Source organism: Brevundimonas naejangsanensis (assembly GCF_000635915.2).
Taxonomy (GTDB): Bacteria; Pseudomonadota; Alphaproteobacteria; order Caulobacterales; family Caulobacteraceae; genus Brevundimonas; species Brevundimonas sanguinis.
On sequence record NZ_CP015614.1, the window covers coordinates 361,023 to 387,100 of the forward strand.

Sequence of the window (26,078 nt, forward strand, 5' to 3'; positions counted from 1 at the left end):
GGCAGGGCTCAACCGCGAGCCGGGTTTCGCGCCGGCTTCAGCGAAGCTCTGCGGCGCGGCGCTTGGATCAATGCCGAAAATAGAAGTTCGCTGAGCGGCTGTGGGCGCGACTCGTGCGCTCCCAACTGAGGCGGGGTTGTGGCCGTATTGTTACACGAACGACGTTTATCGGCCCCATTCGAGACACAAAGCTTGCTTGGCCGGCGCTATTGGTTAGACCCAAGCTAACAGGGTCCTTGAGTTCGCTTCGGGCGCTTTGAGTTTAACAAGGTTGGGGCACATCCAATGCAAATGAACCGCAGACATCTTTTTGGGACGACCGTCCTTGCGGGCGTCGTGGCGCTTTCCGCGCCGGCGCTGGCGCAGTCGACGCAGCCTGATGAGCAGGTGTCCCAGGTCGAAGAGATTGTCGTCACGGGCTCGCGTATTCGCCGCGATCCGACCACCTCGCCGACTCCGCTGATCCAAGTTCAGCGCGAGCAGCTGCTGGAAAGCGGCCAGTCGACCATGATCGACTACCTGGCCACTATTCCTGCTCTGTCGAACTCGGTGGTGCCCTCTGATACGACGGGCTCCGGTCTGGGCGATGGCGGCCTGTCGCTGCCGAACCTGCGTTCGCTCGGTTCGGGCCGCACCTTGACCCTCGTTGACGGTCGCCGGCATGTCGGCTCCAACGGCGGTTCTCTGGCGGTCGACGTTGACACCATCCCGCGCCTTCTGATTCAGAACATCGAGATCATCACCGGCGGCGCTGCGTCCGTTTACGGCGCTGATGCCGTGTCGGGCGTGCTGAACTTCAATCTTCGCAAAGACTACGAAGGGGCCGAGATCGACGCCAACTACGGCATGATCAACGATGGCGGCGAGGCGAACCAACGCGTCTCTGCGCTGATCGGCAAAAACTTCTTCGACGACCGCCTGAACGTCTATGCGTTTGGCGAGTACGAGAAGGCGGACGAAGTACGCGCAGCGGATGTGGACTGGCTCCGTGGCTCGACAGCGCTCGTTTCGACCGACGCCGACCCGGTGGCGCGACCCTTCGACGGTGTCATCGATTCGACCCTGTTCTCCAACCTTCGCACCATGCAACGGCTGCGCTGGGGCGTCGTGAACCTGGCCAACAACCGCGCCGCCAGCCCCACCAATGACCCGGACACGAGCTATTTCAGCTGCGGCGTTGTGGGCTCCGCCGTGCCGACGGCGAACTACAACAACACCAACTGCACCCAACTCGCTCAGGGCAAGTCCTGGGTGTTCAACGGCGATGGCTCGGCGAGGCTTGCGGACTTCGGAACGCGCGTCGGGACGGGTCTGTCGCCAGTCTACAACGTCGGCGGCGATGGCGAACTGGCCTCGGAATACGCCAACTACACCTTCTTCCCGCGGTCCGAAGCGAAGCGGTTCCAGGTTGGGGCTAACTTCCGTTTGACGGAAAGCATCCTGGCTCGGTTCGAAGCGAAGCGCGTCGAGGAAGAGACCTTTGACGAAGGGCAACCCACCTTCTTCGACATCTTCATCTCAGACCGCACGGCCGCTAACCGGCTGTCGACCATCCGCGCGACCAGCGCCTTCGACATTCGTCTGAGCGACAACGCCTTTATCCCGGAAAATCTGCGGCAGGCGATCCTCAACAACCGGATCGACATCTATTCGCAGCCCACCGCCACGGAACCGGGTCAACTGCTCGGCACTGCGGCGGCGCCCTACGCCCGCTCGGCGCTGCGCGGCCCGGATCGCAGCCAGCTCAACACGCGCGATTTGACGCGTTATGTGGCCTCGGTGGAAGGGCGCTTCGACAACTTCCTGTTCGTCAAGGACGGTAGCTGGGACATCGGCTACACCTACGGCGAGGTCGAGGTCGCAAACCGTGAACGCGGCGTCGATGTCGAGCGCATGGCGTTCGCGGCGGACGCCGTGCGTGACACGGCGGGCCTGCTCGGCACGCCGGGCGGTATTGTCTGCCGCTCGACCTTGCTCGCCAAGCAGGGCGTCCCGATGGGACAACTCGGCGACCTGGTGCGTGGCGGTGACGTTCGCAGCTCCGAAGCCGGTCGCGCTGCAATCGAGCAGTGCAAGCCGTTGAATATCTTCGGTGTTGGCCAGCAGAGCCAGGAAGCTCTGGACTACCTCTACGCTGAAGTCGGCACGACCGATCGTAATGAGCAGGAGCAACTGCTGGGCTCGTTCTCGGGCCAGTTGTGGGACTTCTGGGGCGCTGGCCGCATCGGCATGGCCATCGGCGCCGAGCATCGGCGTGAATTCACCGAAGGCACGGGCCGCGATCGTGAGTTCGGTGACCGTCTGTTGTTCCTGAACAGCGGTCCTGATCAGGAGCCGGTGGAATACGAGAGCGACGAGATCTTCGGCGAAATCTCTATCCCCCTGTTCCGCGACAGCTTCCTTGGCCAATTTGCCGAGCTGAGCGGTTCGTACCGTTACTTCGATTACAGCCATATCGGCACGGGTGACGTCTATGGCGTCAACCTCGTCTATCGTCCCATCCAGGACATCGCCTTCAAGACGAGCTTCAATACCTCTCTGCGCGCTCCGACCCTGTCGGAAGTGTATGGTCCTTTTTCGCAGACGTTCTCGTTCTTTGGTTCGAACGATCCCTGCACCACGTCCAACATCAATGCCGCCGCGAATGCCGAGTATCGTGCGAACCGGATCAAGAACTGTACCGCTCTGGCCGCTCAGCAGGGTCTCACGTTCGACTTCGCCGGTGACACGCCGGGAACCACGGACGATTTCGGTCGCCTTTACTCCACGTCCAGCATCTCGGGCGTGAGTGGCGGGAACCCGAATCTGGAACCCGAAGAGTCCGACTCGTTCACCTTCTCGGTCGTGCTCCAGCCGCGCTTCATTCCGAACTTCAGCCTCGTTCTCGACTATTACGAGATCGAACTGACCAACGTCATCGCCTCCGTGTCGGCGCAGACGCTGGCTGAAAACTGCGTCAACGGGCCGACGCTCAATGAGGGAGCTTGCTCGTTCATCTTCCGCAACAATCCTGATGTCCCGTTTGGGGTTGGCGCGCCCAGCAGCGATCCGGTCGGCGGTTACATCGAAAGCTCGATCAACTACGCCAAGCGCACCACGCGCGGTCTGGACTTCACGGCCAACTATTCGGTCGACATGGAAGAGATGTTCGGCTTGAACGTGGGTCGACTGGACTACCGTTTGGGCGGGACCTGGTTGATCGAGCAGAAGCAGTTCAACAACTCCCAAGATCCCAACGACTATACAGGCCTGGATTCGACGCTGCGGTATCCTCGCGTTCGCATGACGTCGTCGCTGACGTATCGTCCGACCTCCAAGTGGAGCCTGAACTGGACGATGGACTGGCAGACGGCCCAGGACATCTCGCAGATGCGTACTTTCGTGGCGAATGCGGACGCGCGACTGGTGCAGTATATGAACACTGGCAACTTCGCCCGTCATGACTTCACGGTTCGCTACAACGTTACGGAGGACGTCTCGATCCGCGCAGGCGTCACCAACGCGTTTGATGCCGAGCAGGCTAAGTGGCTGGGCTTCACCATGTACCCGAACTTCGATCCGTGGGGCACGCGCTACCACATCGGGGTGAACTGGAAGGCGTGGTAACAACGACTAGTTACTGAAGCTAAGCGGAGGGCGGCTCAATCGAGCCGCCCTTTCGTTGTAATGCCGGCGGTATTTTGTGGCTAAGCTAGGGAAATCGCCTGCCATTTCCTCCGACTCACGCTACCGAGGGTAACTCTTCGTTAACTCAGACAGGGTTTTCCTTAACGCGCTCATAACCAATGCGATTCGGCGGGGATCTCGCGTTGGGGACGAAGGGCAGGGTCCTTAGGTCGGAATTACATAATGTCTCTCTCGCTGGTCAGGCCGGAAGCCACGGAATTGAAGCCCCGCATCGTCGTGTTCGGCGTGGGCGGAGCCGGCGGCAACGCCGTCAACAACATGATCGACTCCGGCCTCGAGGGGGTGGAGTTCGTCGTCGCCAATACTGACGCCCAACATCTGAGCTTCGCCAAGACCGACCGTCGCATCCAGCTGGGCGAGACCATCACCCAAGGCCTGGGCGCGGGCGCCCACCCCGAGGTCGGCATGAACGCCGCCGAGGAAAGCGCCGATGAGATCCACGCGCACCTGGAAGGCGCGCACATGGTCTTCATCACCTGCGGCATGGGCGGCGGCACCGGCACCGGCGCGGCGCCGGTCATCGCCAAATGCGCGCGCGATCGCGGCATCCTGACCGTCGGCGTGGTGACCAAGCCCTTCACCTTCGAAGGCCGCCACCGGATGCGCCTGGCTGACGCTGGCGTGGCCGAGCTGCAGCGCTACGTCGACACCCTGATCGTCATCCCGAACCAGAACCTGTTCCGGGTCGCCAACGAGCGCACCACCTTCTCCGACGCCTTCGGCATGGCCGACCAGGTGCTGCACTCGGGCGTGCGTTCGATCACCGACCTGATGATCCTGCCGGGCCTGATCAACCTGGACTTCGCCGACGTCCGCGCCGTGATGAGCGAGATGGGGAAGGCCATGATGGGCACGGGCGAGGCCACGGGCGACGACCGCGCCCTGCTGGCGGCCCAGAACGCCATCGCCAACCCCCTGCTGGACGAAACCAGCCTGAAGGGCGCCAAGGCCGTGCTGGTGAACATCACCGGCGGCATGGACATGACCCTGCTGGAAGTCGACGAGGCCGCCAACGCCATCGCCGGCGAAGTGGACGGCGACGCCAACATCATCTTCGGCGCCGCCTTCGACCCGGCCCTGGACGGCAAGATCCGCGTTTCGGTCGTGGCGACCGGCATGGACGAGGCTGTCATTCAGCAGATCGAGCCGCAAGGCCAGACGTTCAGCCGTACGGGCGCGCCGTCGGCGGCTGCGCCGCGTCAGCCGGAGGTCCGCATCGACCCGGTGCGCGACGCCGCGCCGCAACCCGCGCCGGCTCCGACCTATGAAGCCCCGGCCGCACGCGCGCCTGAGCCTCGGATCGAAGCCAAGCCCGAGCCCGTGATCCACGACGCGCCGCGCAACCTGGAGCCGATCGTCGATCCGTGGGTCGAGGAATACGAGCAGGGCGGCGGCCGCGGCCAGACCGCAGCCTCGTCGGAACAGGGCGACCTCTATTTCGACCGCGCCCCCCAGCGTCAGCAGCCTGCGCCGCAGCAACCGGCCCAGCACTCGACCCAGCGTCCGGCCGCCCGGCACGAAGAGCCTGCCGAAGAGCCCTTCTATGACGAGCGCGATCACCGCCGCAGCGGCTGGAGCCTGTTCGGTCGCAAGCGCCAGCAGTCGCAGCAGCAGCCCTCCTACGCGCCGCCGCCGTCGTCGAACCGCACGACCCAGCAGCTGCGTCAGACCCAGTCGATTCAGCCGCAGCATCAGGACCCGCAACTGGGCCAGAGCGAAGACGACGACCTGGAGATTCCCTCCTTTCTTCGCCGCCTCGCGAACTGACCGCCCTAAACGGCCCTAAAGTCTAGAAGCGCCCCGGAGCTGGTCTCCGGGGCGTTTTGCTTGGGCGAGCGGCCCCGCGGCGGGCGCGCCGGCCGGTGTCTCGATCGTAACCAAAGCGAAACAATCCGAAACCCGACTTTCATTTCGGGCTTGAGCCCCCAGGCGTAAACGACGGGTGAGGCGAAGACCGTCCAGCGGGGCGGGTCGCGCAACAGAGAGCTTCCGAGTGACGGTCCGCAACGACCAGTACGAACAGACTATCGTCGCCCCGGCCATCTGCGCCGGCGTCGGCGTGCACACCGGCCGCCGCGTGCGTCTGGTCGTGCGCCCGGCAGCGCCCGGCCACGGTATCGTCTTCGTGCGCACCGATGTGACCGACCGCGACAACCGCATCCCCGTCTCGGGCGAAGCCGTCGTGGACGCGCGCCTGAACACCATGATCGAGAATGCGGCGGGCGTGCGCCTGTCGACGATCGAACACCTGATGGCCGCCCTGGCCGCTCTTGGCGTCTCCAACGCCGTGATCGAGGTGGACGGGCCGGAGCTGCCGATCCTGGACGGCTCGGCGCTGCCGTTCGTGCAACTGCTGGACCGCGCCGGCTTCCGCCGTCAAGAGGCGCCGCAGACCTATATCGAGATCCTGAAAGCCGTCCGGGTGGAGGAGGGCGACAAGTCCGCCGTCCTGTTGCCGTGCGACCGCTATGAGATGCGCTTCGAGATCGACTTCCCCACGCCGGTCATCGGCAATCAGGTGGTGGATTTCGTCGTGGACGAGGCGACCTTCCGCTCGGACATCATGGCCGCCCGCACCTTCGGCTTCGCTCATGAGGTCGAGGCCCTGCGTCAGGCGGGTCTGGCTCGCGGGGGGTCGCTGGAGAACGCCGTGGTCATCGACGGCGACCAGATCCTGAACCCCGGCGGTCTGCGCATGGAACGCGAGTTCGTGCGTCACAAGGCGCTGGACGCCATCGGCGACCTTTATGTCCTCGGCGCCCCCCTGCTGGGTCGCTACGAAGGCGTCAAGGCGGGGCACGCCCTGAACAACAAGCTGGTCCGCGCCTTGCTGGCCCAGCCGAACGCCTGGCGCGAGACGACGCGCGTGCCTGATATGGCGATGGCGGGGTAGGTCTCCCTTCTCCCCTTGTGGGAGAAGGCGGCGGGCGGAGCCTGACGGATGAGGGGTGTGATCGCCTCGGCGTCCGGATAGGCGCATCGCTTGCTGTAGATGATTTCCGAATGTCGCGCTGACACCCCTCATCCGAGCGCCTTCGGCGCCCACCTTCTCCCACAAGGGGAGAAGGGTCAGCTTAGCGTGATCGCGGAGATCAATCGGCCGAAGTCCGGTTCGGCGGCCAGAAACGCCCGGCGGTTGGAATAGAAGCGCCGTTCGTCCGCCCGCGTGTCGTCGCCGGTCCAGGCGGCCTCGCCGACGCCGGCCTGTTCCAGTCGCCACAGAACGAAGCCGGGCAGGTCGAACTGTCGTTTGTCTTCGGCCGCGCCCGGGCGGAAGAAGCGTTCGCTGCCGGGGTCGTGGTGGGCGAAGCGCTCCTGATAGTCGGCGCCGACTTCGTAAGAGCCCTGCGCGATGCAGGGGCCGACAACGGCCACCATGCGCGACGGTTCGGCGCCCAGGGCCGTCATGGCCTTTACGGTCGAGTGGATGATGCCGCCAAGGGCGCCCTTCCAGCCGGCGTGGGCGGCCCCGATGACGCCTGCTTCGGCGTCGGCGAACAGGACGGGCGCGCAGTCGGCGGTCAAGACGGTCAGCACCGGACCCTTTACGCCCGCGACCACGGCGTCGCCTTCGGGACGCTCTCCGCCCCAGCCGCTTTCGGCCACGCGGGCGACGGCGGAGTGGACCTGATAGCAGCCGCACAGGTCATCGGCGGCGCCGCCCATCCATTCGGCCACGCGGCGGCGGTTCTCGGCGACGCGCGCCGGGTCGTCCTTGGACCCCACCCCGGCGTTCAGCCCGGCGTAGATCCCCTCGGACACGCCGCCCTCGCGGGTGAAGAAGCCGTGGCGCACCCCGGCCTTGTGGAGTAACGGGTGGGTGACGGGGTTCAGGCTCATGCAGCGCCCTCCAGTTCGAAACGGGCGGCGTCGATGGCGGCCTGAACAGCCTTGCGGGCCTGAGGGCTGTTCTTCCAGCAGGTGGAGCCGACGCTGGCGGCGGCGCCCGCGCAAACGACGGCTGCGTCCGCCTGGGCCAGACGGGCGAAGCCGCCGACGCCCAGTTCCTCCAGCCGTTCGATCACCTTGGGGCCCACGCCCTTGGTCGCCAGCAGGATCTGGCGCTCGGTGTCGGTGAAGGTCATGGCCGTATCAGCCTCCATCATCGGGCGGGCCGCGTCAGAAGCCCGGCAGGGCCAGCGAGCGCGGCGAGAAGATCGCCGCCGCCTTGAACAGTTCGCCCATCTGATCCGGCGCGGTCAGGCGATCCAACTGGCGCTGGATGATCGGGGCGGCCTCGGGGCGTCCCTGCATCAACCGTTGGGCGCGGGCTTCGATCCCCAGCGCCTTCAGGAAGGCGCCCTGGGCGATGCAGCCGGTCACGTCGGCGCCGCCGCGCACGGCGGCCTCCAGCACCAGGGGGAAGTCGGCCCACTGCGTCAGGTCGGCCTCGCCCGGCGTCGACAGGGGATCGACCTTCTGATGCCGCCGCAGGGCCTGCAGCGTGTCGCCCGCCTCTGGCTTGCTGCGGCCATAGTCGATCAGCAGCGCCGCCCCCGACGCCGCCCGGATCATCGTCGCCAGGTCGCGACCGAAGGCGGCCTGCTGCTCCGAAATCTCGATCACCTGGCCCGGTTCGACGTCGAAGCCGGGCGCCTCGAAGCCGTCGGCGATGGCGGTCAGGCCGAAGGTCAGGTCATTGTTGTCGGTCACGCCGATGCGGCGCTCGGCCCAGCCGCCTTCGGTCTTGATGAACTGACGCGCGGGCAGGCAGTCCAGCACCTCGTTGGCGATCAGGATGACGGGGGCGTCCGTTTCGACCTGATGCAGGGCGCTGAGCCAGCGCGGATGCACGTCGGCGTCGGCCAGGCGCCGGGCCTGTTCGGCGCGTAAGGGGGCGCTGGGCTCGATCAGGATCAGATCGACCGCCTGCAGGAAGCCGGGAACCAGCCGCGCCGCGCGCAGCACGTCCGACATCAGCGTCCCGTCGCCGGGGCCGACCTCGACCAGGCGCACCCGCTCGGGCGCGCCCAGGCGGCTCCAGGTCTCGATGGCCCAAAGGCCGATCAGTTCGCCGAACATCTGGCTGATCAGCGGGGCGGTGATGAAGTCGCCGCCTTCGCCCAGCGCCGGACGGGTGGCGTAATAGCCGCCCTTGGGGTCGTGCAGGCAGCGGGTGACGTAGTCCGCCACCGTCATCGGCCCGGTCAGCACGATCTCGCGGACCAGCCGGTCCTTGAGCGTCTCCGCCATAGTGGTCTTACGCCTCCGCGACTTGCGGCTTCTTCAGCGCCCGCCAGATCAGCCAGGCGCCGACCAGCATCATCGGGATCGACAGGATCATGCCCATGGTCAGGCCCAGCGGCAGGTTCTCCAGCCCGGCGTCGGGCTGGCGCACGTTCTCCAGCGCGGCGCGGCAGACGCCGTAGCCCAGCAGGAACAGGCCGGTGACGAAGCCCGGACGTTTCAGCATCCGCCACTTCCAGATCGCCAGCGACAGGATGACGAACAGCAGCAGGCCCTCAAGCCCCGCTTCATACAACTGGCTGGGGTGGCGCGGTTCGTTGCCGGCGGGGCAGAAGCCGTACATCTGCTGGATGCGCTCATTGCAGAAGCGGATGGCCCAGGGGACGGTCGTCTCGCGGCCCCACAGCTCGCCGTTGATGAAGTTGGCGATGCGGCCGAAGAACAGACCCAGCGGCGCGACCGGGGCGATCAGGTCGCCCAGGCTGAGCGGGTTCACCTTCTGGCGACGGGCGTACAGGGCGAGGGCGACGACCACGCCCAGGAAGCCGCCGTGGAAGCTCATGCCTCCGGTCCACAGCTGCAGCAGCTCCAGCCGCTCGCCCCAGCTGTCGCCGGTGAACAGTTGGGCGAACATCGCCGGCTTGTAGAAGAGCGCATAGCCCAAGCGGCCGCCGAGAATGACGCCCAGGGTGATCCACAGCACCAGGTCGTCCAGTTGCGGTCCCGTCACCGGCGGCTTGCCGGGCGCCCACAGCCGCTCGGTCTTGGCCAGACGCGAGGCGTACCACCATCCCAGCACGATGCCGGCCACATAGGCCAGGGCGTACCAGCGGATGGGCAGGGGGCCGAGATGGATCAGGACAGGGTCGAATTCGGGAAAGGGCACGGGGCCTCCGTCTGCGCTTTCAGGGGTCGCCCATGGTCTAGCAAGCGGGACTGCATTCGTCGCGCGCTTTTCCCGCGAAGCAGTCTATAGGCCGTTGGCGGGTAAGGTTTGGTTTACCCAAATCAATGCACCGTTAACCATCATCGGGCCGGCAGGCCCGGGAGTTCTCAAGAGGCCGCCATGCAGACGCGCAATCCCCTCCTTGATGAGTTCGCCAAGCTGACCACCGGCGCCATGGGCCTGGCCCAGGCTGCGGGCGAAGAGGCCAAGGCCGCCTGGCGCGCCCAGGCCGACCGCTTCGTCGCTGAAATGGACCTGGTGCGTCGCGACGAGTTCGACGTGCTGAAGGACGAAATCGCCGTCGTGCGGGCGGAGATCGCCGCGCTGAAGGCGGCTGCATCGGCTCCGGCGAAGGCCGGCGCGGGATCGTCCACAGACGCCGCCTCGCCCCCGGATTCAGCCGGTTGAGCCGAATCTGCGAACACGCCTACCGTCCTCGAAAGCGACCCTTTGAGTCGCTGTCGCTGCTGAAGAAGTTGAACGCCTGATGGATGCTGTGAGACCCGAAGAGGTCGACCTGCCCTTTGATCCGCTGGATGTGGTCGAACACGTCCTGACGGCGGAGAACCTGCCGTTCGACCGCACGGACGAGGGCGATCTGGCCTTCGCCCTGGCCGGCGACTGGAAGGATTATGAGCTGTGGTTCGCCTGGCGGCCCGAGGGCGACTGCCTGCAACTGTGCCTGGCGCTGGACCTGCGGGTGGTGAAGACGCGCCGCGCCGCGGCCTATGAGCTGGTCTCCATGATCAACCAGCGCACCTGGCTGGGCCATTTCGAGATCTGGCCGGACGAGGGCGAGATCGTCTTCCGCCACGCCCTGGCCCTGCCGCACACCGAACGGCCGACCCTTGCCCAGGCCGCGTCCATGATCGACGCGGCGGTCGAGGCGGCGGATCGTTACTATCCGGCCTTCGACTTCATGGTGCGCGGCTCCAAGAAGCCGCAGGAGGCGATCGACGCCTGCCTGTTCGAGACGGTGGGCAACGCCTGATGAGCGGTTCCGGACGTCCGGTCGTGCTGCAAGGCGTGGGGCGCCTGGGCTCGGCCATTCTGGAAGGCTGGCTGGCGACGGGCGCCGTGGACCCGGCCGATCTGATCATTCTGACGCCGTCGGAAAAGCCGGTCGCCGAGGCGGCGCGGGCGAAGGGCGCGCGGATCAATCCGCCGCTGGAAGCGCTGGCGGACGCCCGCGCCTTCGTCATCGGCGTCAAGCCCGCCAAATGGCTGGAAGCCGCGCAGGCGGTGCTGCCGCATCTGGCCTCAGACGCCGTGATCGTCTCGGTCATGGCCGGGGTGCGCGGCGAGACGATCTCTGAGGGTTATCACGGCCGCCCGGTCGTGCGCGTCATGCCGACGACCGGCGTGGCGCAGGCGCGGGGCGTGGCGACGCTGTGGTCGTCTGATGCGGATGCCTTGAAGGTCGGACAGACCCTGTTCGAGCCGATCGCGGAAACCGTCCTGCTGGACGACGAGGCGCTGATGCACGCGGCGACGGCGGTGTCCGGCTGCGGCCCCGCCTATTTCTTCGCCTTCACGCGGGCTCTGGCCGAGGCGGGAGAGGCCGAGGGCCTGTCGCCCGCGGCCGCCGCCCGTCTGGCGCGCGCCACCCTGCGTTCAGCCGCGGCGGGCGCGGAGGGCGACGAGGCGCTGAACGCCCTGATCGACCGCGTGGCCTCGCCAGGCGGCGTGACCGAAGCCGGCCTGATCGCCCTCAATGAAAACGGCGCCCTGGACCGATCGGTCGAAAGCGCCGTGAAGGCGGCGGTCGCCAAGTCCACTGAACTCAGCGGCTAATCCGTTTTTCCTCCCCATGAAATGGGGAGGTGGATCGGCGGCGCAGCCGACGAGACGGAGGGGCCGCTTGGTTCCGCTGGCGTAAGCCCCTCCACCACTACGTGGTCCCCCTCCCCATTGCATGTGGAGGAAAGAGCCGCCTCACCGCGTGACGAAACGCCCGTCGGCCAGGTTGCGGGCCAGGCGGTCATAGGCGCGCTGGGCGTCGCTCCAGGTCGTAGAACCGCGCGCGTCGGCCAGGGTCGGGGTGTAGTAGTTGAACTTGACCGGCTGAACCTCGCCGGAAGCCGTCGTCACCGTGCCTTCGACCGCGGCGCCGCCAATCGACAGGCTGCGCATGGCGTCCAGACCCGGCTTGTCGGACAGCTGCTGCATGGTCGGACGGTTGGGCTTCAGGTCGGTGATGACAAGTTCAAGCCGGGCGCCGTCCAGGGCGTGGCGTTCCGTCAGCACGCGCTCGACCGTGCGGGTCAGGTCGCTGACCTGCTGTTGAACATCGCGCTCGCCCAGTTCCGCAGCGGTCTTGGCGAAATCGGGGCTGACCGTCACGACGACGGCTGAAGGTTGAGCCGCAGCCGCGCCGGAGAGGGCGAGAACGGCGGCGATCGGTGCAAGAAAAGCAATAGAACGCATAGTCAGGCTCCTGAATTCCAGGCCCCCCTGGAACACTGGACAAGATGGCGATGATTTTACGGTTCCGCTAGGGGCGCCCGGCAAGGATCTAAGGGGCGCGACGATCCGCCGGCAGTCGGATCGCAGCCTTCAGGCCGCCCAGTTCGCTGCGGCCCAGGGTGATGTCGCCGCCGTGGCTGCGCGCCACGTCGCGCGCCACCGCCAGGCCCAGACCCACGCCCTTGCGGTTCTGGTTGCGCGAGGCGTCCAGCCGCGAGAAGGGGCGGAAGGCTTCTTCGTGCATGTCTTCGGGGATGCCGGGGCCGTCGTCCTCGACGGTGATCTCCAGCCCGCCGGAGGGCAGGGGACGCGCCGACAGCCGCACATGCTCGCCATGCGAGGCGGCGTTGCCGACCAGGTTGTTGATCGCCCGGCGGAAGGCCAGCGGTCGGGCCAGCATGTTCAGATCGTCGGGCGTCTCGACCTGGGCGGCGGCCCCGGCGCGGCGGGCGTCCTCGGCGGCGCGGCGCAGCATTTCAGGCACGGAGATGGTCTGGGCGGCTTCCCCGGCCTCGCCGCGCGCGAAGGCCAGGTATTCGTCGATCATATGCTCCATCTCGTCCAGATCGCCCTTCATCGCCTCGGCGCGCTTGAAGGGCGGCGCCAGGGCCAGTTCGAGGCGCAGACGGGTCAGGGGCGTGCGCAGGTCGTGGCTGACCGAGGCCAGCAGGGCCGTGCGCTGGTCGATGTGGCGCTGGATGCGCGAGCGCATGTCCAGGAAGGCGCTGGCGGCGGCCCGCACCTCGCGCGCGCCATGCGGCTTGAAACGCGGCACGCTTTCGCCCCGGCCGAAAGCCTCGGCCGCATGGGCCAGACGCTCGATGGCGCGCACCTGATTGCGGATGAACAGCACCGCCACGGCCAGCAGCAGCACCGTGGCGATCATCAGCCACAGGACGAAGATGTGGGCCTGCGTCGCCACGGCCCGCTCGCGCGGGGCGATGACGCGCAGGACGCCGTCCGCCTCCTGCACGCGGATGTCGACGTAGGCGGGGTAGCGGGTGGTGTCGAACCAGAAGGGCTGGTCCAGCCGCGAGGCCAGCGCCTTCTCCAGCGTGCGGTCGACCAGTCCCAGGGCGCCGCGCCGCTCTTCGGCGGGCAGGGAGGCTTCGGGCTGGAAGGCGATGGACAACTGCATCGACCGCTCGGCGCGCTCCGAGATCAGAGCCAGATTGCGGGCCGATGGGTCGTCGCGATAGCTCTCGGCGGCCCAGGCCACGTCGCCCGCCAGGCCTTCGGACAGGCGCGCCGTCACCGCCTGCCAGTGGGCGTCGAAGAAGGCCCAGGTCACCGCCGCCTGCATGATCAGGACAGGCAGGACGATGATCAGCAGAGAGCGGCCCCACAGGGAGGTCGGCACCCGGCGCTTGATCCAGCGCGTCCAGACGTTGAACGGCATCAGCCGCATCGGCGTCGCCTCAGTCCGGGGCCAGCATATAGCCGATGCCGCGCACGGTCTGCAGGTAGCGCGGGTTCTTGGGGTCCGCCTCCAGCTTGCGGCGCAGGCGCGTGACCTGCACGTCGACAGCGCGCCCCGTCACATCGGCGGTGTCGGGCGACAGGGTCATGCGCTCCACCGGCGAATGGGCGTGGATGGCCAGGGTCTTGAGCAGTTGCGCCTCGGCTTCGGTCAGGCGCTGCAGGGCGCCGTCGCGCGTCAGCTCCAGCCGCTCCATGTCGAAGACGGCGGGGCCCATGTGGATCTCCTTGGGCGTCATCAGCTTGCCGCCGGTGCGGCGCAGGATGGCCTCGATCCGCAGCGCCAGTTCGCGCGGATCAAAGGGCTTGGACATATAGTCGTCCGCCCCGCGCGACAGGCCCTCGATCCGGTCGTCCGGGTCGCCCTTGGCCGTCAGCAGCAGCACCGGCGTCTTGGACAGGGCGGCCTGACTGCGGATCCAGGTCGTCAGGTCGAAGCCGCTCTCGCCCGGCATCATCACGTCCAGCACGATCAGGTCGAACTCGATCAGTTCAACCATGCGGCGTGCGGCGCCTGCGTGGGCGGCGCCGGTGACGCGATAGCCCTCGCGGCTCAGGAATTCCTTGAGCAGTTCGCGGATGCGGTCGTCGTCGTCGACGACCAGGATGTGCCGTCCGCTGCCGGCCGGGGCGACGGGACCGGAACGGCCGTTGGCGCGCGGCTCGACCATGCTCATCGCCATTCTCCCTGCGAGGCGCCGTTGACGCTGGGTTGCGGCAGGCGTCTAACCGAGATCGTTGCGCAGGAGACGTACTTCAATGGCCTTCGTTCCTTTCGACGATCGTGACGGCTGGATCTGGTTTGACGGCGACTTCGTCCCCTGGCGGGAAGCGAAAACGCACGTCCTGACCCATGGCCTTCACTACGGCTCGTCGGTGTTCGAGGGTGAGCGTATGTATGGCGGTGAAATCTTCAAGCTCACAGCCCACAGCCAGCGCCTGAAGCGCTCCGCCGAACTGCTCGACTTCGAGATTCCCTATAGCGTGGCCGAGATCGACGCCGCCTGCAAGGAAACCTGCGCCCGCAACGGCCTGACCGACTGCTATATCCGGCCTGTCGCCTATCTGGGCGCCGAACAGCTCAGCGTCTCGTCGCTGAACAGCAAGGTCCACCTGGCCATCGCCGCCTGGGAATGGCCCAGCTATTTCGACCCTGAGGTCAAGAAGAAGGGCATCGCCCTGGAGTGGGCCAAGTGGCGCCGCCCCGACCCCGCCACGGCGCCGTCTACGGCCAAGGCGGCGGGCCTGTACATGATCTGCACCATGTCCAAGACGGCGGCCGAGAAGCGCGGCTTCAACGACGCCCTGATGCTGGACTGGCGCGGCTATGTGGCCGAGGCGACCGGCGCCAACGTCTTCTTCGTCAGGGACGGCGTCCTGCACACCCCGCGCGTCGACCACATCCTGGACGGCATCACCCGCCAGACGGTGATCGAGATGGCCAAGGCGCGCGGCGTCGAAGTCGTCGTGCGCGACATTCTGCCGGAAGAGCTGGGCGATTTTTCCGAATGTTTCCTGACCGGCTCGGCCGCCGAGGTGACGCCGGTGGGCCAGGTCGGGGACCATCGCTTCACGCCCGGCGAACTGTCGCTGAGCCTGATGGACGACTACGGCAAGCTGGTGCGCGGGCAGTTGTAATCAGTGGTTCCTCTCCCGGCGGGAGAGGGCTTGAGCGCACGAGAGCGCAGCGATCGTTCTGGCGCGACCCGAAGGGCGGCGCGTAGCAGCCAAAGGGTGAGGGGCTAGGGTTTCAGTCGGCGTCAGCCGTAACGCGACGGCTTTCCGCCGACTTCAGCCGCGAACCCTCACCCTTTCGCCTGTTCCAATCGCTTCGCTCTTGGAGGCTCAAGCCCTCTCCCATCGGGAGAGGGAAGAGTCGCGCAGTTTTCCCTATTCCCCTTGCCAGCGGCCGCCCGCTGGCGTTGATGCGCAATTGAGAAGCCGGCTCCGATAGCGCCGGTCGCGGAGCCGCTTGTTTCATGTTCAGCCTTCTGAACCTCCAGAGCCTGGTCGGGCTGTTCGTCATCGTCGTCGTCTGCTGGGCGATTTCCGAGAACCGCCGCGCCTTTCCGTGGCGGTTGGCGATCGGGGCGGTGCTGGTTCAGGCCGCTCTGGTGCTGGCGACCTTCGCCATCCCCGGCTCGCAGGTGGTGCTGGACGGCATCAACAACGCCGTCAGCGGCCTTGAGGCGGCGACTGAAGAAGGGACGCGCTTCATCTTCGGCTTCCTGGCGGGCGGGGAGCAGCCCTACGCCGTGGCCAACGAGGGCGCCCTGTTCACCTTCGCCTTCAAGGTGCTGCCGCTGATCCTGGTGATCTCGGCCCTGTCGGCTCTGCTGTGGCACTGGAAGATCCTGAAGTGGATCACCCTGGGCTTCGGCTTCCTGTTCCAGCGGACCATGGGTCTGGGCGGGGCCTCGGCGCTGGCGGTGGCGGCCAACGTCTTTCTGGGGATGATCGAGAGCCCCATCGTCATCCGCGCCTATCTGGACAAGCTGACCCGTTCGGAAGTCTTCCTGATGATGGTGGTGGGTCTGGCCACCGTCGCCGGTTCGACCATGGTGGCCTATGCGACCATCCTGTCGCCGGTGCTGACCAATGCGGCGGGCCATGTCCTGGTGGCCTCCATCGTCTCGGCGCCTGCAGGCATCCTGCTGGCCCGCGTCATCATCCCTGAAAAGCCGGGCGAGGGCGGGGCGGTGGCCGACTACAACTCGGCGCTGAAGTACGACAGCTCCGTCGACGCCATCGTCAAGGGCACGTCCGACGGCCTGATGGTGGTGCTGAACATCTCGGCCGTGCTGATCGTCTTCGTGGCCCTGGTGGCGCTGGCCAACATCATCCTGGGCGGCTTCGTCATCGCCGGAGACCCGCTGACGGTCGAGCGCATCCTGGGCTGGCTGTTCGCTCCGGTGGCCTGGCTGACCGGCGTGGAGTGGGCCGACGCCCAGAAGGCGGGCTGGCTGCTAGGGGTCAAGCTGACCCTGACCGAGTTCGTCGCCTTCATCGAACTGGGCAAGGTGCCCGCCGCCGAGATGAGCGAGCGCACCCGGATGCTGATGACCTATGCGCTGTGCGGGTTCGCCAACATCGGCTCGGTCGGGATTACCGTCACCGGCCTGTCGGTGCTGATGCCCGAACGCCGCGAGGAGGTGCTGGGCCTGGTGTGGAAGGCGCTGTTCGCCGGCTTCCTGGCGACCCTGATGACCGCCTGCATCGTCGGGGCCTTGCCCGCCGCCGTCTTCGCCTAGTAGCGTCGCCGAGGGCAGCCGAAGGGACCCTCTGATGAAGCTCTATGAAAGCCGCCGCGCGCCCAATCCGCGCCGCGTCCGCTGGGTCATGGCCGAGAAGGGCGTGACCGATGTCGAACGGGTCGAGATCGAGCTTCTGGCGGGCGAGCACCGCACCCCTGCCTATCGGGCCAAGTTCGGCGTGCCGCACGTTCCGGCGCTGGAGCTGGACGACGGGACCTGCCTGACCGAATCCATCGCCATCTGCCGCTATCTGGAGGCGCTGCACCCCGAGCCGAACCTGTTCGGCCGCGATCCGAAGGAGCAGGCGATCATCGAGATGTGGATGCGTCGGTGCGAGATGTATCTGGCCAATCCGATGATGCTGAACGTGCGTTTCACTCATCCGGCCCTGGCCGCGCTTGAGGCGCCCCAGCCCCAGGTCGCCGAATACAACCGCCTGGGCGCCGAGCGCTTCATGAAGACCCTGGACCGGCATCTGGCGGATCATGAGTTCATCGCCGCCGACCGCTTCACCATCGCCGACATCGTCGGGGTCGTGGGTCTGGATTTCGCCCGTCTGGTCAAATACCGCCCGCCCCAGGAGTTGACGCATTTGGCGCGATGGCTGGCGACGTGCCGGGCCCGTCCGGCGGCCTCGGCGGGGATGTGATCCGACCTTGCGCAGCCTGACCGCGCCGGACCGCTGGCTGGCCCTGCTGCTGGCCGCCCTGGCGGGCTATGTGGATAGTCTGGGCTTCCTGCATCTGGGCGGGGTGTTCGTCTCCTTCATGAGCGGCAACAGCACCCGGCTGGCCGTCAGCCTGGCTGAGGGGCGCTGGCAGGCGGCGGGGGCGGTGGCCGGTGTGCTGGCGCTGTTCGTGCTGGGCGCCATGCTCGGCGCCCTGGTCGCGGGCGGCGAGGGCGCGCGCTCGCGCAGCCGGGTGCTGGCGGTCGAGGCCTTCCTGCTGGCCGGCGCCGCCGTGGCGGCGGGGGCGGGCATCGCGCCCGTGGCTATCGGCCTGATGGTCATGGCGATGGCCGTGGAGAATTCCGTCTTCCTGCGCGACGGCGAGGTCGGGGTCAGCCTGACCTATATGACGGGAACGCTCGTCAAGACCGGCCACGCCCTGGCGGCGGCGGTGCGAGGCGGCGATCCGTGGGCGTTCCGGCCTTATATGGCGCTGTGGGCGGGCCTGGCAGGCGGCGCGCTGCTGGGCGCCGTGGTCTATGGCCGCCTGGGACTGGACGCCCTGTGGCCGGCGGCGGCCGTCGCGATGGGGCTGGCGCTGGGCGTGCGGTTCATTCGCGCGGCGTGAACTTCCGGATCACGCCCGAGAAGGTCATCAGCAGTCGTTCGCCGGTGACGATCTGGCCGCGCACGAAGATCAGGCTCTTGCCCGCCTTGGTCACCTGGCCCGTGGCCTCGATCAGTTCGCCGACATAGGCGCCGTCGATAAAGGTGGAATCCAGCTGCACCGTCACGCCCGAGGCGCCTTCCATCTCCTGATAGGCGATCTGGAACATGGCGATGTCGGCGAAGGTCATCAGGCAACCGCCGTGCATCCGCCCGCCCGCGTTCATATGCTTCTGCTCGGCGCGGAAGGCGCAGCGCATGTGGCCGTCGGGGTCAGGCTTGCCATAGAAGGGGCCGACGACCACGTCGAAGGTGTCGCGCAGATTATAGGTCTTCCAGCCGGCGAACTCGCCTTCGGTGACGGTGATTATCTCGGCCATGTCGGTTTTGCCTTCTTTCCGATCTCGCGGTGCAGCATATAGCGCCTATGAGCGATCCAATCGAAGCAGCCATTTTTGAAAAACTGGCCAAGGCCGATCCGAAAAACGTCGGCGGCAAGAGCATTGAACCGGCCGATGTGGCCAAGGAACTGCAGCCCGAGCAGTGGCAGCGGATGCTGCCCAAGGTGAAGGCCACGGCGCTGGGCCTGATGCGTCAGGGCAAGCTGACCATCACCAAGAAGGGCAAGGTCGTCGATCCCAACAACTTCCGCGGCGTGATCCGTCTGCGCCTGCCGACCGAGGCCGAGACGGCCGCCGCCCTTGCGGCCTTGCCGCCGGTCGAATCCTCGGATGACGACTTCGACTGATCCGGAAAACGGCCCGGAATCCGGCCTGGACGAGGTCCTGGCCGAAATCCGCGCCTGCCGGGCGTGTCTGGGCCAGTTGCCGCATACGCCGCGGCCGGTGGTCATGGTCACGCCGGAAACCCGGCTGCTGATCTGCGGGCAGGCGCCGGGGCGACGGGTGCACGAGAGCGGCCTGCCGTTCACCGACCCGTCGGGCGTTCGCCTGCGCGACTGGATGGGCGTGGACGAGACGACCTTCTACGGCGACGCGCGCCTCGGGGTCGCCGCCCAGGCCTTCTGCTTTCCCGGCACGGATCCGAAAGGCGGCGACTATCCGCCGCCGCGCCGCTGCGCCGAGTTGTGGCGGCCGCGCCTTCTGGCTGAACTGCCCAAGGTCGAGCTGACCCTGCTGGTCGGCGGCTATGCGCAGGTCTGGGCGCTGGGCGACCGCGCCAAGGCCAATATGACCGAGACCGTGCGCGCCTGGCGCGATTATGCGCCCGGTATCCTGCCCCTGCCGCACCCGTCCTGGCGCAATACGGCCTGGCTGAAGAAGAACCCCTGGTTCGAGGCGGAGGTTCTGCCCTACCTTCGCCAGCGGACAGCGGAGATATTGGCGTGACACATCGGTCTTTCCTTCTCCCCTCGGGGGAGAAGGTGGGCGCCGGAGGCGCTCGGATGAGGGGGCTCTATCGGCGCTTCAGACGGTTGATGGTCCGGGTGCAGCCGACAGCCCCCTCATCCGTCTCGCTTCGCAAGCCGCCTTCTCCCCCGAGGGGAGAAGGACGATGGATCGCCGCCGTGCTTCTCTCCCTCGCCCTATCCGCCTGCGCCACCCCCTACGCCCAGCCGCCCCTGACGCCGCCCGCAGGCTTCACCGGCCCTCGCGTCGAGGAAGGCGCCCTGGGGCGCGGCGCCTTCGTGGTGCAGGACGGGGCGCGGCTGCCCTATCTGCGCTGGAGCCCCGAAGATCAGGCGCCGTGGGCCGTCGTCATCGCCCTGCACGGGTTCAACGACCACTACGCCTCCTTTCGCCTCGCCGGCCCGTGGTGGGCGCAGCGGGGCATCGAGACCTGGGCCTATGACCAGCGCGGCTTCGGCCTGGCGCCCGGACGGGGCGAGTTCGCGGCTGAGAGCCTGACCAGCGCCGACCTGCGCACCATCGTCGCCCTGGTCCGGGCCGAACGGCCGGGCGCCTTGATCGTGGTGGCCGGCGAGAGCATGGGCGGCTCCTCGACCATCGCCGCCTTCGGCTCCGACGCGCCGCCCGACGCCGACCGCGTGGTCCTGCTGGCGCCGGGCGTCTGGGGCTGGTCCAGCCAGAGCGCCTTCAACCGCGCGGGGCTCTGGGCCGCCGCCCGCCTGATGGGGGCCAAGCGAGTCGAGCCGCCATCGTTCGCCGTGCGCGACATCCGCGCTTCGGACAATACGCTGGAGCTGATCCGCAACGGCCGCGATCCCCTGTCGATCCTGTCGACGCGGTTTGATTCTCTTTATGGCCTGGTCGATCTGATGGAGACGGCGACTCTGCGTCTCGGCCGCGTCGAGAAGCCGACGCTGCTGTTGTACGGCGCCCACGACCAGATCATCACCCCGCGGCCGATGCGCCGCGCTCTGGAGCAGGCGGGCGAGCGGCCCAACCTGACGACGGCCTACTATGCGGACGGCTGGCACATCCTGAACCGGGACCTTCAGGCCGAGGTCGCGTTCGCGGACATCGAGGCCTGGCTGCGGGACCCGGCTCAGCCGCTGCCGTCCGGGGCGCCGCCGGTCCTCCCGGCGCTGCGGGCCGATCCCAGGGCGCGCTGAACGAAAAATATGCGGAAAATCAGACCCTAAGCCGCATCGTAGCCAGAACTGATCCGACGATCACGGTGATGCTTGCCGTTTGGTCAGGGGGCGCGTATGTCCATGCGCACAAAAAATACCCCAGGAAAGGCCTGTCATGGGCAAGACGCTGTTTGAATCTCCTTCTTTCGCAAACCATGAAGGCGTCCACGCCTTCTACGACGAGAAAACCGGCCTGAAGGCTATTGTTGCGGTGCACTCCACCGCGCGCGGCCCGGCTGTCGGCGGCACCCGCATGTGGAACTACGCCTCGTCGGCCGAAGCGCTGGAAGACGTGCTGCGCCTTTCCAAGGGCATGAGCTACAAGAACGCCGTGGCCGATCTGGAGATGGGCGGCGGCAAGTCGGTCATCATCGGCGACAGCCGCACCCAGAAGACGCCTGAGCTGTTCCACGCCTTCGGCCGCTATCTGAACGGCCTGGGCGGCCACTACTACGCCGCCGAAGACGTCGGCACCTCGGTCGAGGACATCGCCGAAGCCCGCAAGGTCACTGAATTCGTCCTGGGCCTGAAGGACGGCCCGGAAGCCTCGGGCGACCCCAGCCCGGTCACCGCCGAGGGCGTGTTCCGCTCGAACCTGGTCGTCGCGCGGCGCCTGTTCAACCAGAACGACATGACCGGCCTGACCGTCGCCATCCAGGGCGTGGGCCACGTCGGGGCCTATCTGGCCGAGAAGCTGCACAAGGCCGGCGCCAAGCTGATCATCACCGACGTCAACCAGGCCAACCTGGAAGCCGTCGCCGCCAAGACCGGCGCTGAGATCGTCGCCCCGGACGCTATCTATGACGTCGCCGCCGACATCTACGCACCGTGCGCCCTGGGCGCCACGCTGAACCCGCAGACGCTGGACCGCCTCAAGGTCAAGGCCGTCTGCGGCGCCGCCAACAACCAGCTGGCCACGGCCGACATCGGCGACGAGCTGTTCAAGCGCGGGGTGCTGTATGCGCCCGACTACGTCATCAACGGCGGCGGCATCATCAACGTCGCCTCGGAAATGAACGCGCGTCAGACCGGCGGCGCCTATGACCCGTCGTGGGTCGAGGGCAAGCTGTCGCGCCTGATGGAGACCTTCGAGGAAATCCTCGAGCGCTCGGTCGCCGAGAACAAGCCGACCCACCTGATCGCCGACGCCATCGCCGAGGCCCGCATCAAGGCCGCCGCCGACAAGAAGGCCGAGGCTCAGAAGGTCTAAGGCTTTCGACCAGACAGCCTGCCTCCCTTGAGGAAGCGGGCGGGCGCCGGGGGGCGCCGAAGGGGGTGTGGGGCGTCATGGTCCCGCAGCCCCTTTTTCTTTTGCGCGCGAGTTATCCCGCTCGCATCGGGAGCGGGGGCTGCAGATCTCCAGCTCTTTAACGCCTCTTAACGCCGCATTTACCATCCAGGCGGCAGTTTCTGCCTAGCGGGTTCGGTTCGTCCCGCGTGTGCAGGGGCGGTTGCGCGTGGGCGGCTTCACGGAAGCTTTGAAGAAGTTCGGCATCGGACGCCTGGCCGCCATCCTGGGCGTGGCCGCGGGCGTGGCCGCCGTCCTGGTCGCCGTCATGCTGCGCGTGGGCCAGGCCCCGGACGCCTTGCTCTATTCCAACCTGGACCTGCGCGAAGCCTCCGAGATCAGCGCCGCCCTGAGCCAGGCGGGCATCAAATACTCGTCCAAGGGCGACGGCTCGACCCTGTTCGTCAGCCGCGACGAAGTGGGCACGGCGCGCCTGATGCTGGCGGGCAAGGGGCTCGTGACCTCGGGCAGCGTCGGCTACGAAATCTTCGACAACCAGTCGGTGCTGGGCCAGACCGAGTTCCAGCAGAACCTGAACGAACAGCGCGCCCTGCAGGGCGAACTGGCCCGCACCATCATGTCGATGCGCGGCATCGCCTCGGCCCGCGTCCACATCACCATGCCTCGGCGCGAGATGTTCCAGGCGGCCGCCGTCGATCCGACCGCCGCCGTGGTCGTGGGCCTGTCGGGCCGTGACCTGACGTCCGACCAGGTGCGCGCGATCCGCAACGTGGTCGCCTCATCCGTCCCGAACCTGAAGCCGGACAAGGTCACCGTGACGGATCAGGCCAACCGCACCCTGGCGGCGGGCTCCGAGGAGACCGGCTTCACATCGGCCACCGCCGACGCCGCCAAGGCCTCGACCGAGGCGCAGATGCAGGCCCGCATCAAGGACATCGTCGAGGGCGTCGTCGGCGCCGGTGCGGCGCGCGTCCAGGTCACGGCCGACATCGACCACAGCCGCTCGACCACTCAGGAGCAGAAGTTCGACCCTGACGGTCAGGTCGTCCGCTCGACCTCGACCAACGGCAGCCAGTCGCAGGACACGACCGGACAGCAGGAAGGCGCCACCGCCACCGCCAATATTCCCGGCGGCGAGGCCCCGCCCGCCAATCCCATCGGCTCGACCCGCGCCGAGAACACCGAGACGACCAACTACGAGATCTCCAACACCACCACGACGACGGTGAAGGAGCCGGGCGAGGTCAAGAAGCTGTCCGTCTCGGTCGCGGTCGACGGCAAATACACCCCGGCCGCCGACGGCAAGGGCGAGCCGACCTACGCCGCCCGCACCGCCGAGGAAGTGCAGCAGATCAAGGCCCTGGTCGCCGCCGCCGTCGGCATCGACGAGGCGCGCGGCGACAAGCTGGAAGTCGTCAACGTCCGCTTTAACCGCGAACCCTCCGTCGCCCCGGGCGAGGAAAAGGGATCGTCGCTGTTCGCCTTCGACAAGAACGACATCATGCGCGGGGTCGAGCTTCTGGTCCTGCTGGTCACGGGCCTGCTGCTGATCTTCTTCGTCCTGCGCCCGCTGCTGAAGACCGCCTCGGGACAGGGGCGCGCAGGCGTTCCCGCCCTGGTCGGGGCCAATGGAATCCCCGTCACCGCGCTGGACACCCAGCTCGTCGGCGGGACCCTGCCGGGCGGCGCCCCCATGCTGGCCGGCCCCAGCGACATGGAGCAGCGCATCGACATCGCCCGCATCGAGGGCCAGGTGAAGGCCTCCTCCATCAAGAAGGTCGCCGATTTCGTCGACAGCCACCCCGAGGAGTCCACGGCGATCCTGCGCGCCTGGATGCATGAAACCTGATGGCGGCGCGGTTGATGTCAAAAGGCGCGGCGGTCGACGACGCCAAGAAGCTGACGGGGCCTGAGAAGGCGGCCGTCGTTCTTCTGTCTCTGGGCGAAGAGCATACGGCCCTGTGGCAGCAGCTCGACGACGAAGAGATCAAGGAAGTCTCTCAGGCCATGGCCGGCCTGGGCACCGTCACCGCCGCCGTGGTCGAGGAGGTGCTGGTCGAGTTCGTCTCCGGCATCGGCGGGTCGGGCTCGCTGATGGGCTCCTACGAGCAGACCCAGCGTCTGCTGGCCTCCTTCATGCCCGGCGATCGGGTCGAAGCCCTGATGGAGGAAATCCGCGGCCCCGCCGGCCGCACCATGTGGGACAAGCTCGGCAATGTGAACGAGGCCGTGCTCGCCAACTATCTGAAGAACGAATACCCGCAGACGGTCGCGGTGGTCCTGTCCAAGATCAAGCCGGACCACGCCTCGCGCGTGCTCACGGCCCTGCCCGAGGACTTCGCCCTGGAATGCGTCCAGCGGATGCTGCGCATGGAGCCGGTGCAGCGCGACATCCTCGACAAGATCGAACAGACCCTGCGCAGCGAGTTCATGTCCAACCTGGCGCGCACGTCCAAGCGCGACAGCCATGAGCTGATGGCCGACATCTTCAACAGCTTCGACCGTCAGACCGAGGCCCGTTTCATCGGCGCGCTGGAGGAACGCAACCGCGACGCGGCCGAGCGCATCCGCGCCCTGATGTTCGTGTTCGAGGATCTCTCGCGCCTCGATCCGGGCGGGGTGCAGACCCTGCTGCGCTCGGTCGAGAAGGACCAGCTGGGGCTGGCGCTGAAGGGCGCCTCGGACTCCTTGCGCGAAATGTTCTTCTCCAACATGTCCGAGCGCGCCTCGAAGATCATGCGCGAGGACATGGAATCCATGGGGCCTGTCCGCCTCAAGGACGTCGACAACGCCCAGATGGCGATGGTCCAGGTGGCCAAGGATTTGGCGGCGCGTGGCGACATCATGCTGGCCGGCCAGGGCGGCGACGACGAGTTGATCTACTGACATGAGCGCCCTTCCTTTAAACGCCGTCCCCTTCGCCTTCGACACCGAGTTCGGGGCCGACGGCGCCGTGCTGCGCGCCTCGACCTGGCAGCCGACCAAGCGCGCCTTCGCCCCGGCCGAGGTCGAGGCCCTGGTCGCCCAGGCGCGGCTTGAGGCCCGCCAGCAGGCGTTGAACGAGGTCGAGGCCCTGCGCGCCGAAGCCCTGTCCATCGTGGCGCAGACGGTGTCTCAGGCGGCGACCGCCCTGCGCGGCGTGGCCGAGGCGCACCGGCGCGAATCCGCCGAACTGGCCTTGGCCGCCGCGCGTGTGATCGGTTCGGCCGCCTTCGAACGCTTCCCGCGCCGTCCGCTGGAGGCCGCCCTCGAGGCCCTGGGGCAGGAGATGGACGCCACGCCGCGCCTTGTCGTCCGCGCCTCGGGTCTGGACGAGGACGGCCGCGCCCAGATCGAGGCCCTGTGCGCCCAGGCGGGCTTCTCCGGGCTGGTGGTGTTCCGCGACGAACCGCATCTGCCCGCCGCCGCCTTCGCCCTGGAATGGGCGGACGGGCGCGCCGAGTTCGACCCGGCCGAGGCCGAGGCGCGCGTCGCCGCCGCCCTTAACGCCGCATTGGCCGCTGAAGCCGGCCACGCTGAGCCGCCCCTCGAAGGCGGCGCTCATGACAGGAGGGGCTTCTGATGGCCACCGACGATCTCTCGCTTGAGGAATTCGGCGATTCCACCGCCCTCAACCTGGCCGATGACGGCGGCGAGAAGTCCGCTGTCGACCTAGCGCCGGTCTTCGACGTGCCGGTCAACATCTCCGCCGTGTTGGGCAAGGCGCACATGTCCGTCGCCCAACTGCTGAAGCTGAACAAGGGCTCGGTGCTGGAGCTGGACCGCAAGGTCGGCGAGGCCATCGACATTTTCGTCAACAACCGCCTGGTGGCGCGCGGCGAGGTCGTCGTCGTCGAGGACCGCCTGGGCGTGACCATGACGGAAATCATCAAGACCGAGGACAAGGGCGCCTGATCGGCCGCCCCGTCACGGACAGGATT

The 26,078-nt window shown here is 67.3% G+C and carries 26 protein-coding genes; 18 read left to right on the forward strand and 8 right to left on the reverse strand.

Going from position 1 to position 26,078, the window contains the following annotated elements:
• Window positions 1-285: 285 nt before the first annotated feature.
• The 3 genes from DA69_RS01725 (at window position 286) to lpxC (ending at window position 6,580) form a co-directional block, all read left to right on the forward strand.
• Window positions 286-3,606: a TonB-dependent receptor domain-containing protein gene (locus tag DA69_RS01725; RefSeq protein ID WP_025976239.1), complete on the forward strand. Its 3,321-nt coding sequence runs from the start codon at window positions 286-288 to the stop codon at window positions 3,604-3,606.
• Window positions 3,607-3,849: 243 nt separating this feature from the next.
• Window positions 3,850-5,454: a cell division protein FtsZ gene (gene ftsZ, locus DA69_RS01730; protein WP_025976240.1), complete on the forward strand. Its 1,605-nt coding sequence runs from the start codon at window positions 3,850-3,852 to the stop codon at window positions 5,452-5,454.
• Window positions 5,455-5,680: 226 nt separating this feature from the next.
• The gene (gene lpxC, locus DA69_RS01735) at window positions 5,681-6,580 is read left to right on the forward strand and encodes a UDP-3-O-acyl-N-acetylglucosamine deacetylase (RefSeq protein ID WP_025976241.1); all 900 of its coding nucleotides are present in this window, start codon (window positions 5,681-5,683) and stop codon (window positions 6,578-6,580) included.
• A 176-nt stretch (window positions 6,581-6,756) separates the two neighbouring features.
• Here the strand turns inward: lpxC and pgeF are convergent, their stop codons facing one another.
• The 4 genes from pgeF to lgt are packed head-to-tail and all read right to left on the reverse strand — an operon-like array spanning window position 6,757 to window position 9,760.
• Entirely contained in the window at window positions 6,757-7,527 is a 771-nt protein-coding gene (pgeF, locus tag DA69_RS01740; RefSeq protein WP_025976242.1) for a peptidoglycan editing factor PgeF, read from the reverse strand.
• Window positions 7,524-7,772: a hypothetical protein gene (locus DA69_RS01745; protein ID WP_025976243.1), complete on the reverse strand. Its 249-nt coding sequence runs from the start codon at window positions 7,770-7,772 to the stop codon at window positions 7,524-7,526. Before DA69_RS01745 ends, pgeF begins: the two co-directional genes overlap by 4 nt.
• A gap of 34 nt (window positions 7,773-7,806) precedes the next feature.
• The gene (locus DA69_RS01750; protein WP_025976244.1) at window positions 7,807-8,880 is read right to left on the reverse strand and encodes a class I SAM-dependent methyltransferase; all 1,074 of its coding nucleotides are present in this window, start codon (window positions 8,878-8,880) and stop codon (window positions 7,807-7,809) included.
• A gap of 7 nt (window positions 8,881-8,887) precedes the next feature.
• The gene (gene lgt, locus DA69_RS01755; protein WP_025976245.1) at window positions 8,888-9,760 is read right to left on the reverse strand and encodes a prolipoprotein diacylglyceryl transferase; all 873 of its coding nucleotides are present in this window, start codon (window positions 9,758-9,760) and stop codon (window positions 8,888-8,890) included.
• A 180-nt stretch (window positions 9,761-9,940) separates the two neighbouring features.
• Here lgt and DA69_RS01760 point away from each other — a divergent pair, with 180 nt between their 5' ends.
• The 3 genes from DA69_RS01760 (at window position 9,941) to DA69_RS01770 (ending at window position 11,614) form a co-directional block, all read left to right on the forward strand.
• Window positions 9,941-10,228, forward strand: a complete 288-nt coding sequence (locus DA69_RS01760; RefSeq protein ID WP_025976246.1) for an accessory factor UbiK family protein — start codon at window positions 9,941-9,943, stop codon at window positions 10,226-10,228.
• A 79-nt stretch (window positions 10,229-10,307) separates the two neighbouring features.
• Window positions 10,308-10,811, forward strand: coding sequence for a YbjN domain-containing protein (locus DA69_RS01765; protein ID WP_025976247.1), 504 nt, complete (start codon window positions 10,308-10,310; stop codon window positions 10,809-10,811).
• Complete coding sequence (locus tag DA69_RS01770; RefSeq protein ID WP_025976248.1) at window positions 10,811-11,614, forward strand: pyrroline-5-carboxylate reductase family protein; 804 nt, start codon at window positions 10,811-10,813, stop codon at window positions 11,612-11,614. The genes DA69_RS01765 and DA69_RS01770 overlap by 1 nt, the downstream gene beginning before the upstream one ends.
• A gap of 141 nt (window positions 11,615-11,755) precedes the next feature.
• On the opposite strand, the gene DA69_RS01775 is transcribed toward DA69_RS01770, so the two are convergent.
• The 3 genes from DA69_RS01775 to DA69_RS01785 all read right to left on the reverse strand — a co-directional run bounded on the left by DA69_RS01775 (window position 11,756) and on the right by DA69_RS01785 (window position 14,436).
• Window positions 11,756-12,247, reverse strand: coding sequence for a hypothetical protein (locus tag DA69_RS01775; protein ID WP_025976249.1), 492 nt, complete (start codon window positions 12,245-12,247; stop codon window positions 11,756-11,758).
• 88 nt (window positions 12,248-12,335) lie between these two features.
• A complete protein-coding gene (locus DA69_RS01780) occupies window positions 12,336-13,694 on the reverse strand; it encodes an ATP-binding protein (RefSeq protein ID WP_025976250.1) in 1,359 nt (452 codons plus the stop codon).
• Window positions 13,695-13,704: 10 nt separating this feature from the next.
• Window positions 13,705-14,436, reverse strand: a complete 732-nt coding sequence (locus DA69_RS01785; protein WP_201105654.1) for a response regulator — start codon at window positions 14,434-14,436, stop codon at window positions 13,705-13,707.
• Between the two features lie 88 nt (window positions 14,437-14,524).
• Here DA69_RS01785 and DA69_RS01790 point away from each other — a divergent pair, with 88 nt between their 5' ends.
• The 4 genes from DA69_RS01790 (at window position 14,525) to DA69_RS01805 (ending at window position 18,314) form a co-directional block, all read left to right on the forward strand.
• Window positions 14,525-15,403, forward strand: a complete 879-nt coding sequence (locus DA69_RS01790; protein WP_025976252.1) for a branched-chain amino acid aminotransferase — start codon at window positions 14,525-14,527, stop codon at window positions 15,401-15,403.
• Between the two features lie 341 nt (window positions 15,404-15,744).
• Window positions 15,745-17,016, forward strand: a complete 1,272-nt coding sequence (locus DA69_RS01795) for a NupC/NupG family nucleoside CNT transporter (protein ID WP_064108267.1) — start codon at window positions 15,745-15,747, stop codon at window positions 17,014-17,016.
• 34 nt (window positions 17,017-17,050) lie between these two features.
• Window positions 17,051-17,668 (forward strand): glutathione S-transferase family protein, encoded by a 618-nt coding sequence (locus DA69_RS01800; protein WP_025976605.1) that lies wholly within the window; start codon window positions 17,051-17,053, stop codon window positions 17,666-17,668.
• Between the two features lie 7 nt (window positions 17,669-17,675).
• On the forward strand, window positions 17,676-18,314 hold the full coding sequence (locus tag DA69_RS01805; protein WP_025976604.1) for a YoaK family protein: 639 nt from the start codon (window positions 17,676-17,678) through the stop codon (window positions 18,312-18,314).
• Here the strand turns inward: DA69_RS01805 and DA69_RS01810 are convergent.
• On the reverse strand, window positions 18,298-18,732 hold the full coding sequence (locus DA69_RS01810) for a PaaI family thioesterase (protein WP_025976603.1): 435 nt from the start codon (window positions 18,730-18,732) through the stop codon (window positions 18,298-18,300). The genes DA69_RS01805 and DA69_RS01810 overlap by 17 nt on opposite strands.
• A gap of 47 nt (window positions 18,733-18,779) precedes the next feature.
• Here DA69_RS01810 and DA69_RS01815 point away from each other — a divergent pair, with 47 nt between their 5' ends.
• The 8 genes from DA69_RS01815 (at window position 18,780) to fliN (ending at window position 26,052) form a co-directional block, all read left to right on the forward strand.
• The gene (locus DA69_RS01815; RefSeq protein WP_025976602.1) at window positions 18,780-19,100 is read left to right on the forward strand and encodes a DUF3253 domain-containing protein; all 321 of its coding nucleotides are present in this window, start codon (window positions 18,780-18,782) and stop codon (window positions 19,098-19,100) included.
• Window positions 19,084-19,701, forward strand: a complete 618-nt coding sequence (locus DA69_RS01820; RefSeq protein ID WP_025976601.1) for a uracil-DNA glycosylase family protein — start codon at window positions 19,084-19,086, stop codon at window positions 19,699-19,701. Before DA69_RS01815 ends, DA69_RS01820 begins: the two co-directional genes overlap by 17 nt.
• A gap of 179 nt (window positions 19,702-19,880) precedes the next feature.
• Window positions 19,881-20,888, forward strand: coding sequence for an alpha/beta fold hydrolase (locus DA69_RS01825; protein ID WP_025976600.1), 1,008 nt, complete (start codon window positions 19,881-19,883; stop codon window positions 20,886-20,888).
• A gap of 136 nt (window positions 20,889-21,024) precedes the next feature.
• Window positions 21,025-22,119, forward strand: coding sequence for a Glu/Leu/Phe/Val family dehydrogenase (locus DA69_RS01830; RefSeq protein WP_029972372.1), 1,095 nt, complete (start codon window positions 21,025-21,027; stop codon window positions 22,117-22,119).
• Between the two features lie 247 nt (window positions 22,120-22,366).
• On the forward strand, window positions 22,367-24,007 hold the full coding sequence (fliF, locus tag DA69_RS01835; RefSeq protein WP_025976598.1) for a flagellar basal-body MS-ring/collar protein FliF: 1,641 nt from the start codon (window positions 22,367-22,369) through the stop codon (window positions 24,005-24,007).
• Window positions 24,007-25,044, forward strand: coding sequence for a flagellar motor switch protein FliG (fliG, locus tag DA69_RS01840; RefSeq protein WP_025976597.1), 1,038 nt, complete (start codon window positions 24,007-24,009; stop codon window positions 25,042-25,044). The genes fliF and fliG overlap by 1 nt, the downstream gene beginning before the upstream one ends.
• Window position 25,045: 1 nt before the next feature.
• The gene (locus DA69_RS01845; protein ID WP_025976596.1) at window positions 25,046-25,720 is read left to right on the forward strand and encodes a flagellar assembly protein FlbE; all 675 of its coding nucleotides are present in this window, start codon (window positions 25,046-25,048) and stop codon (window positions 25,718-25,720) included.
• A complete protein-coding gene (gene fliN, locus DA69_RS01850; RefSeq protein ID WP_024354748.1) occupies window positions 25,720-26,052 on the forward strand; it encodes a flagellar motor switch protein FliN in 333 nt (110 codons plus the stop codon). Before DA69_RS01845 ends, fliN begins: the two co-directional genes overlap by 1 nt.
• The last annotated feature ends 26 nt before the right edge of the window (window positions 26,053-26,078 follow it).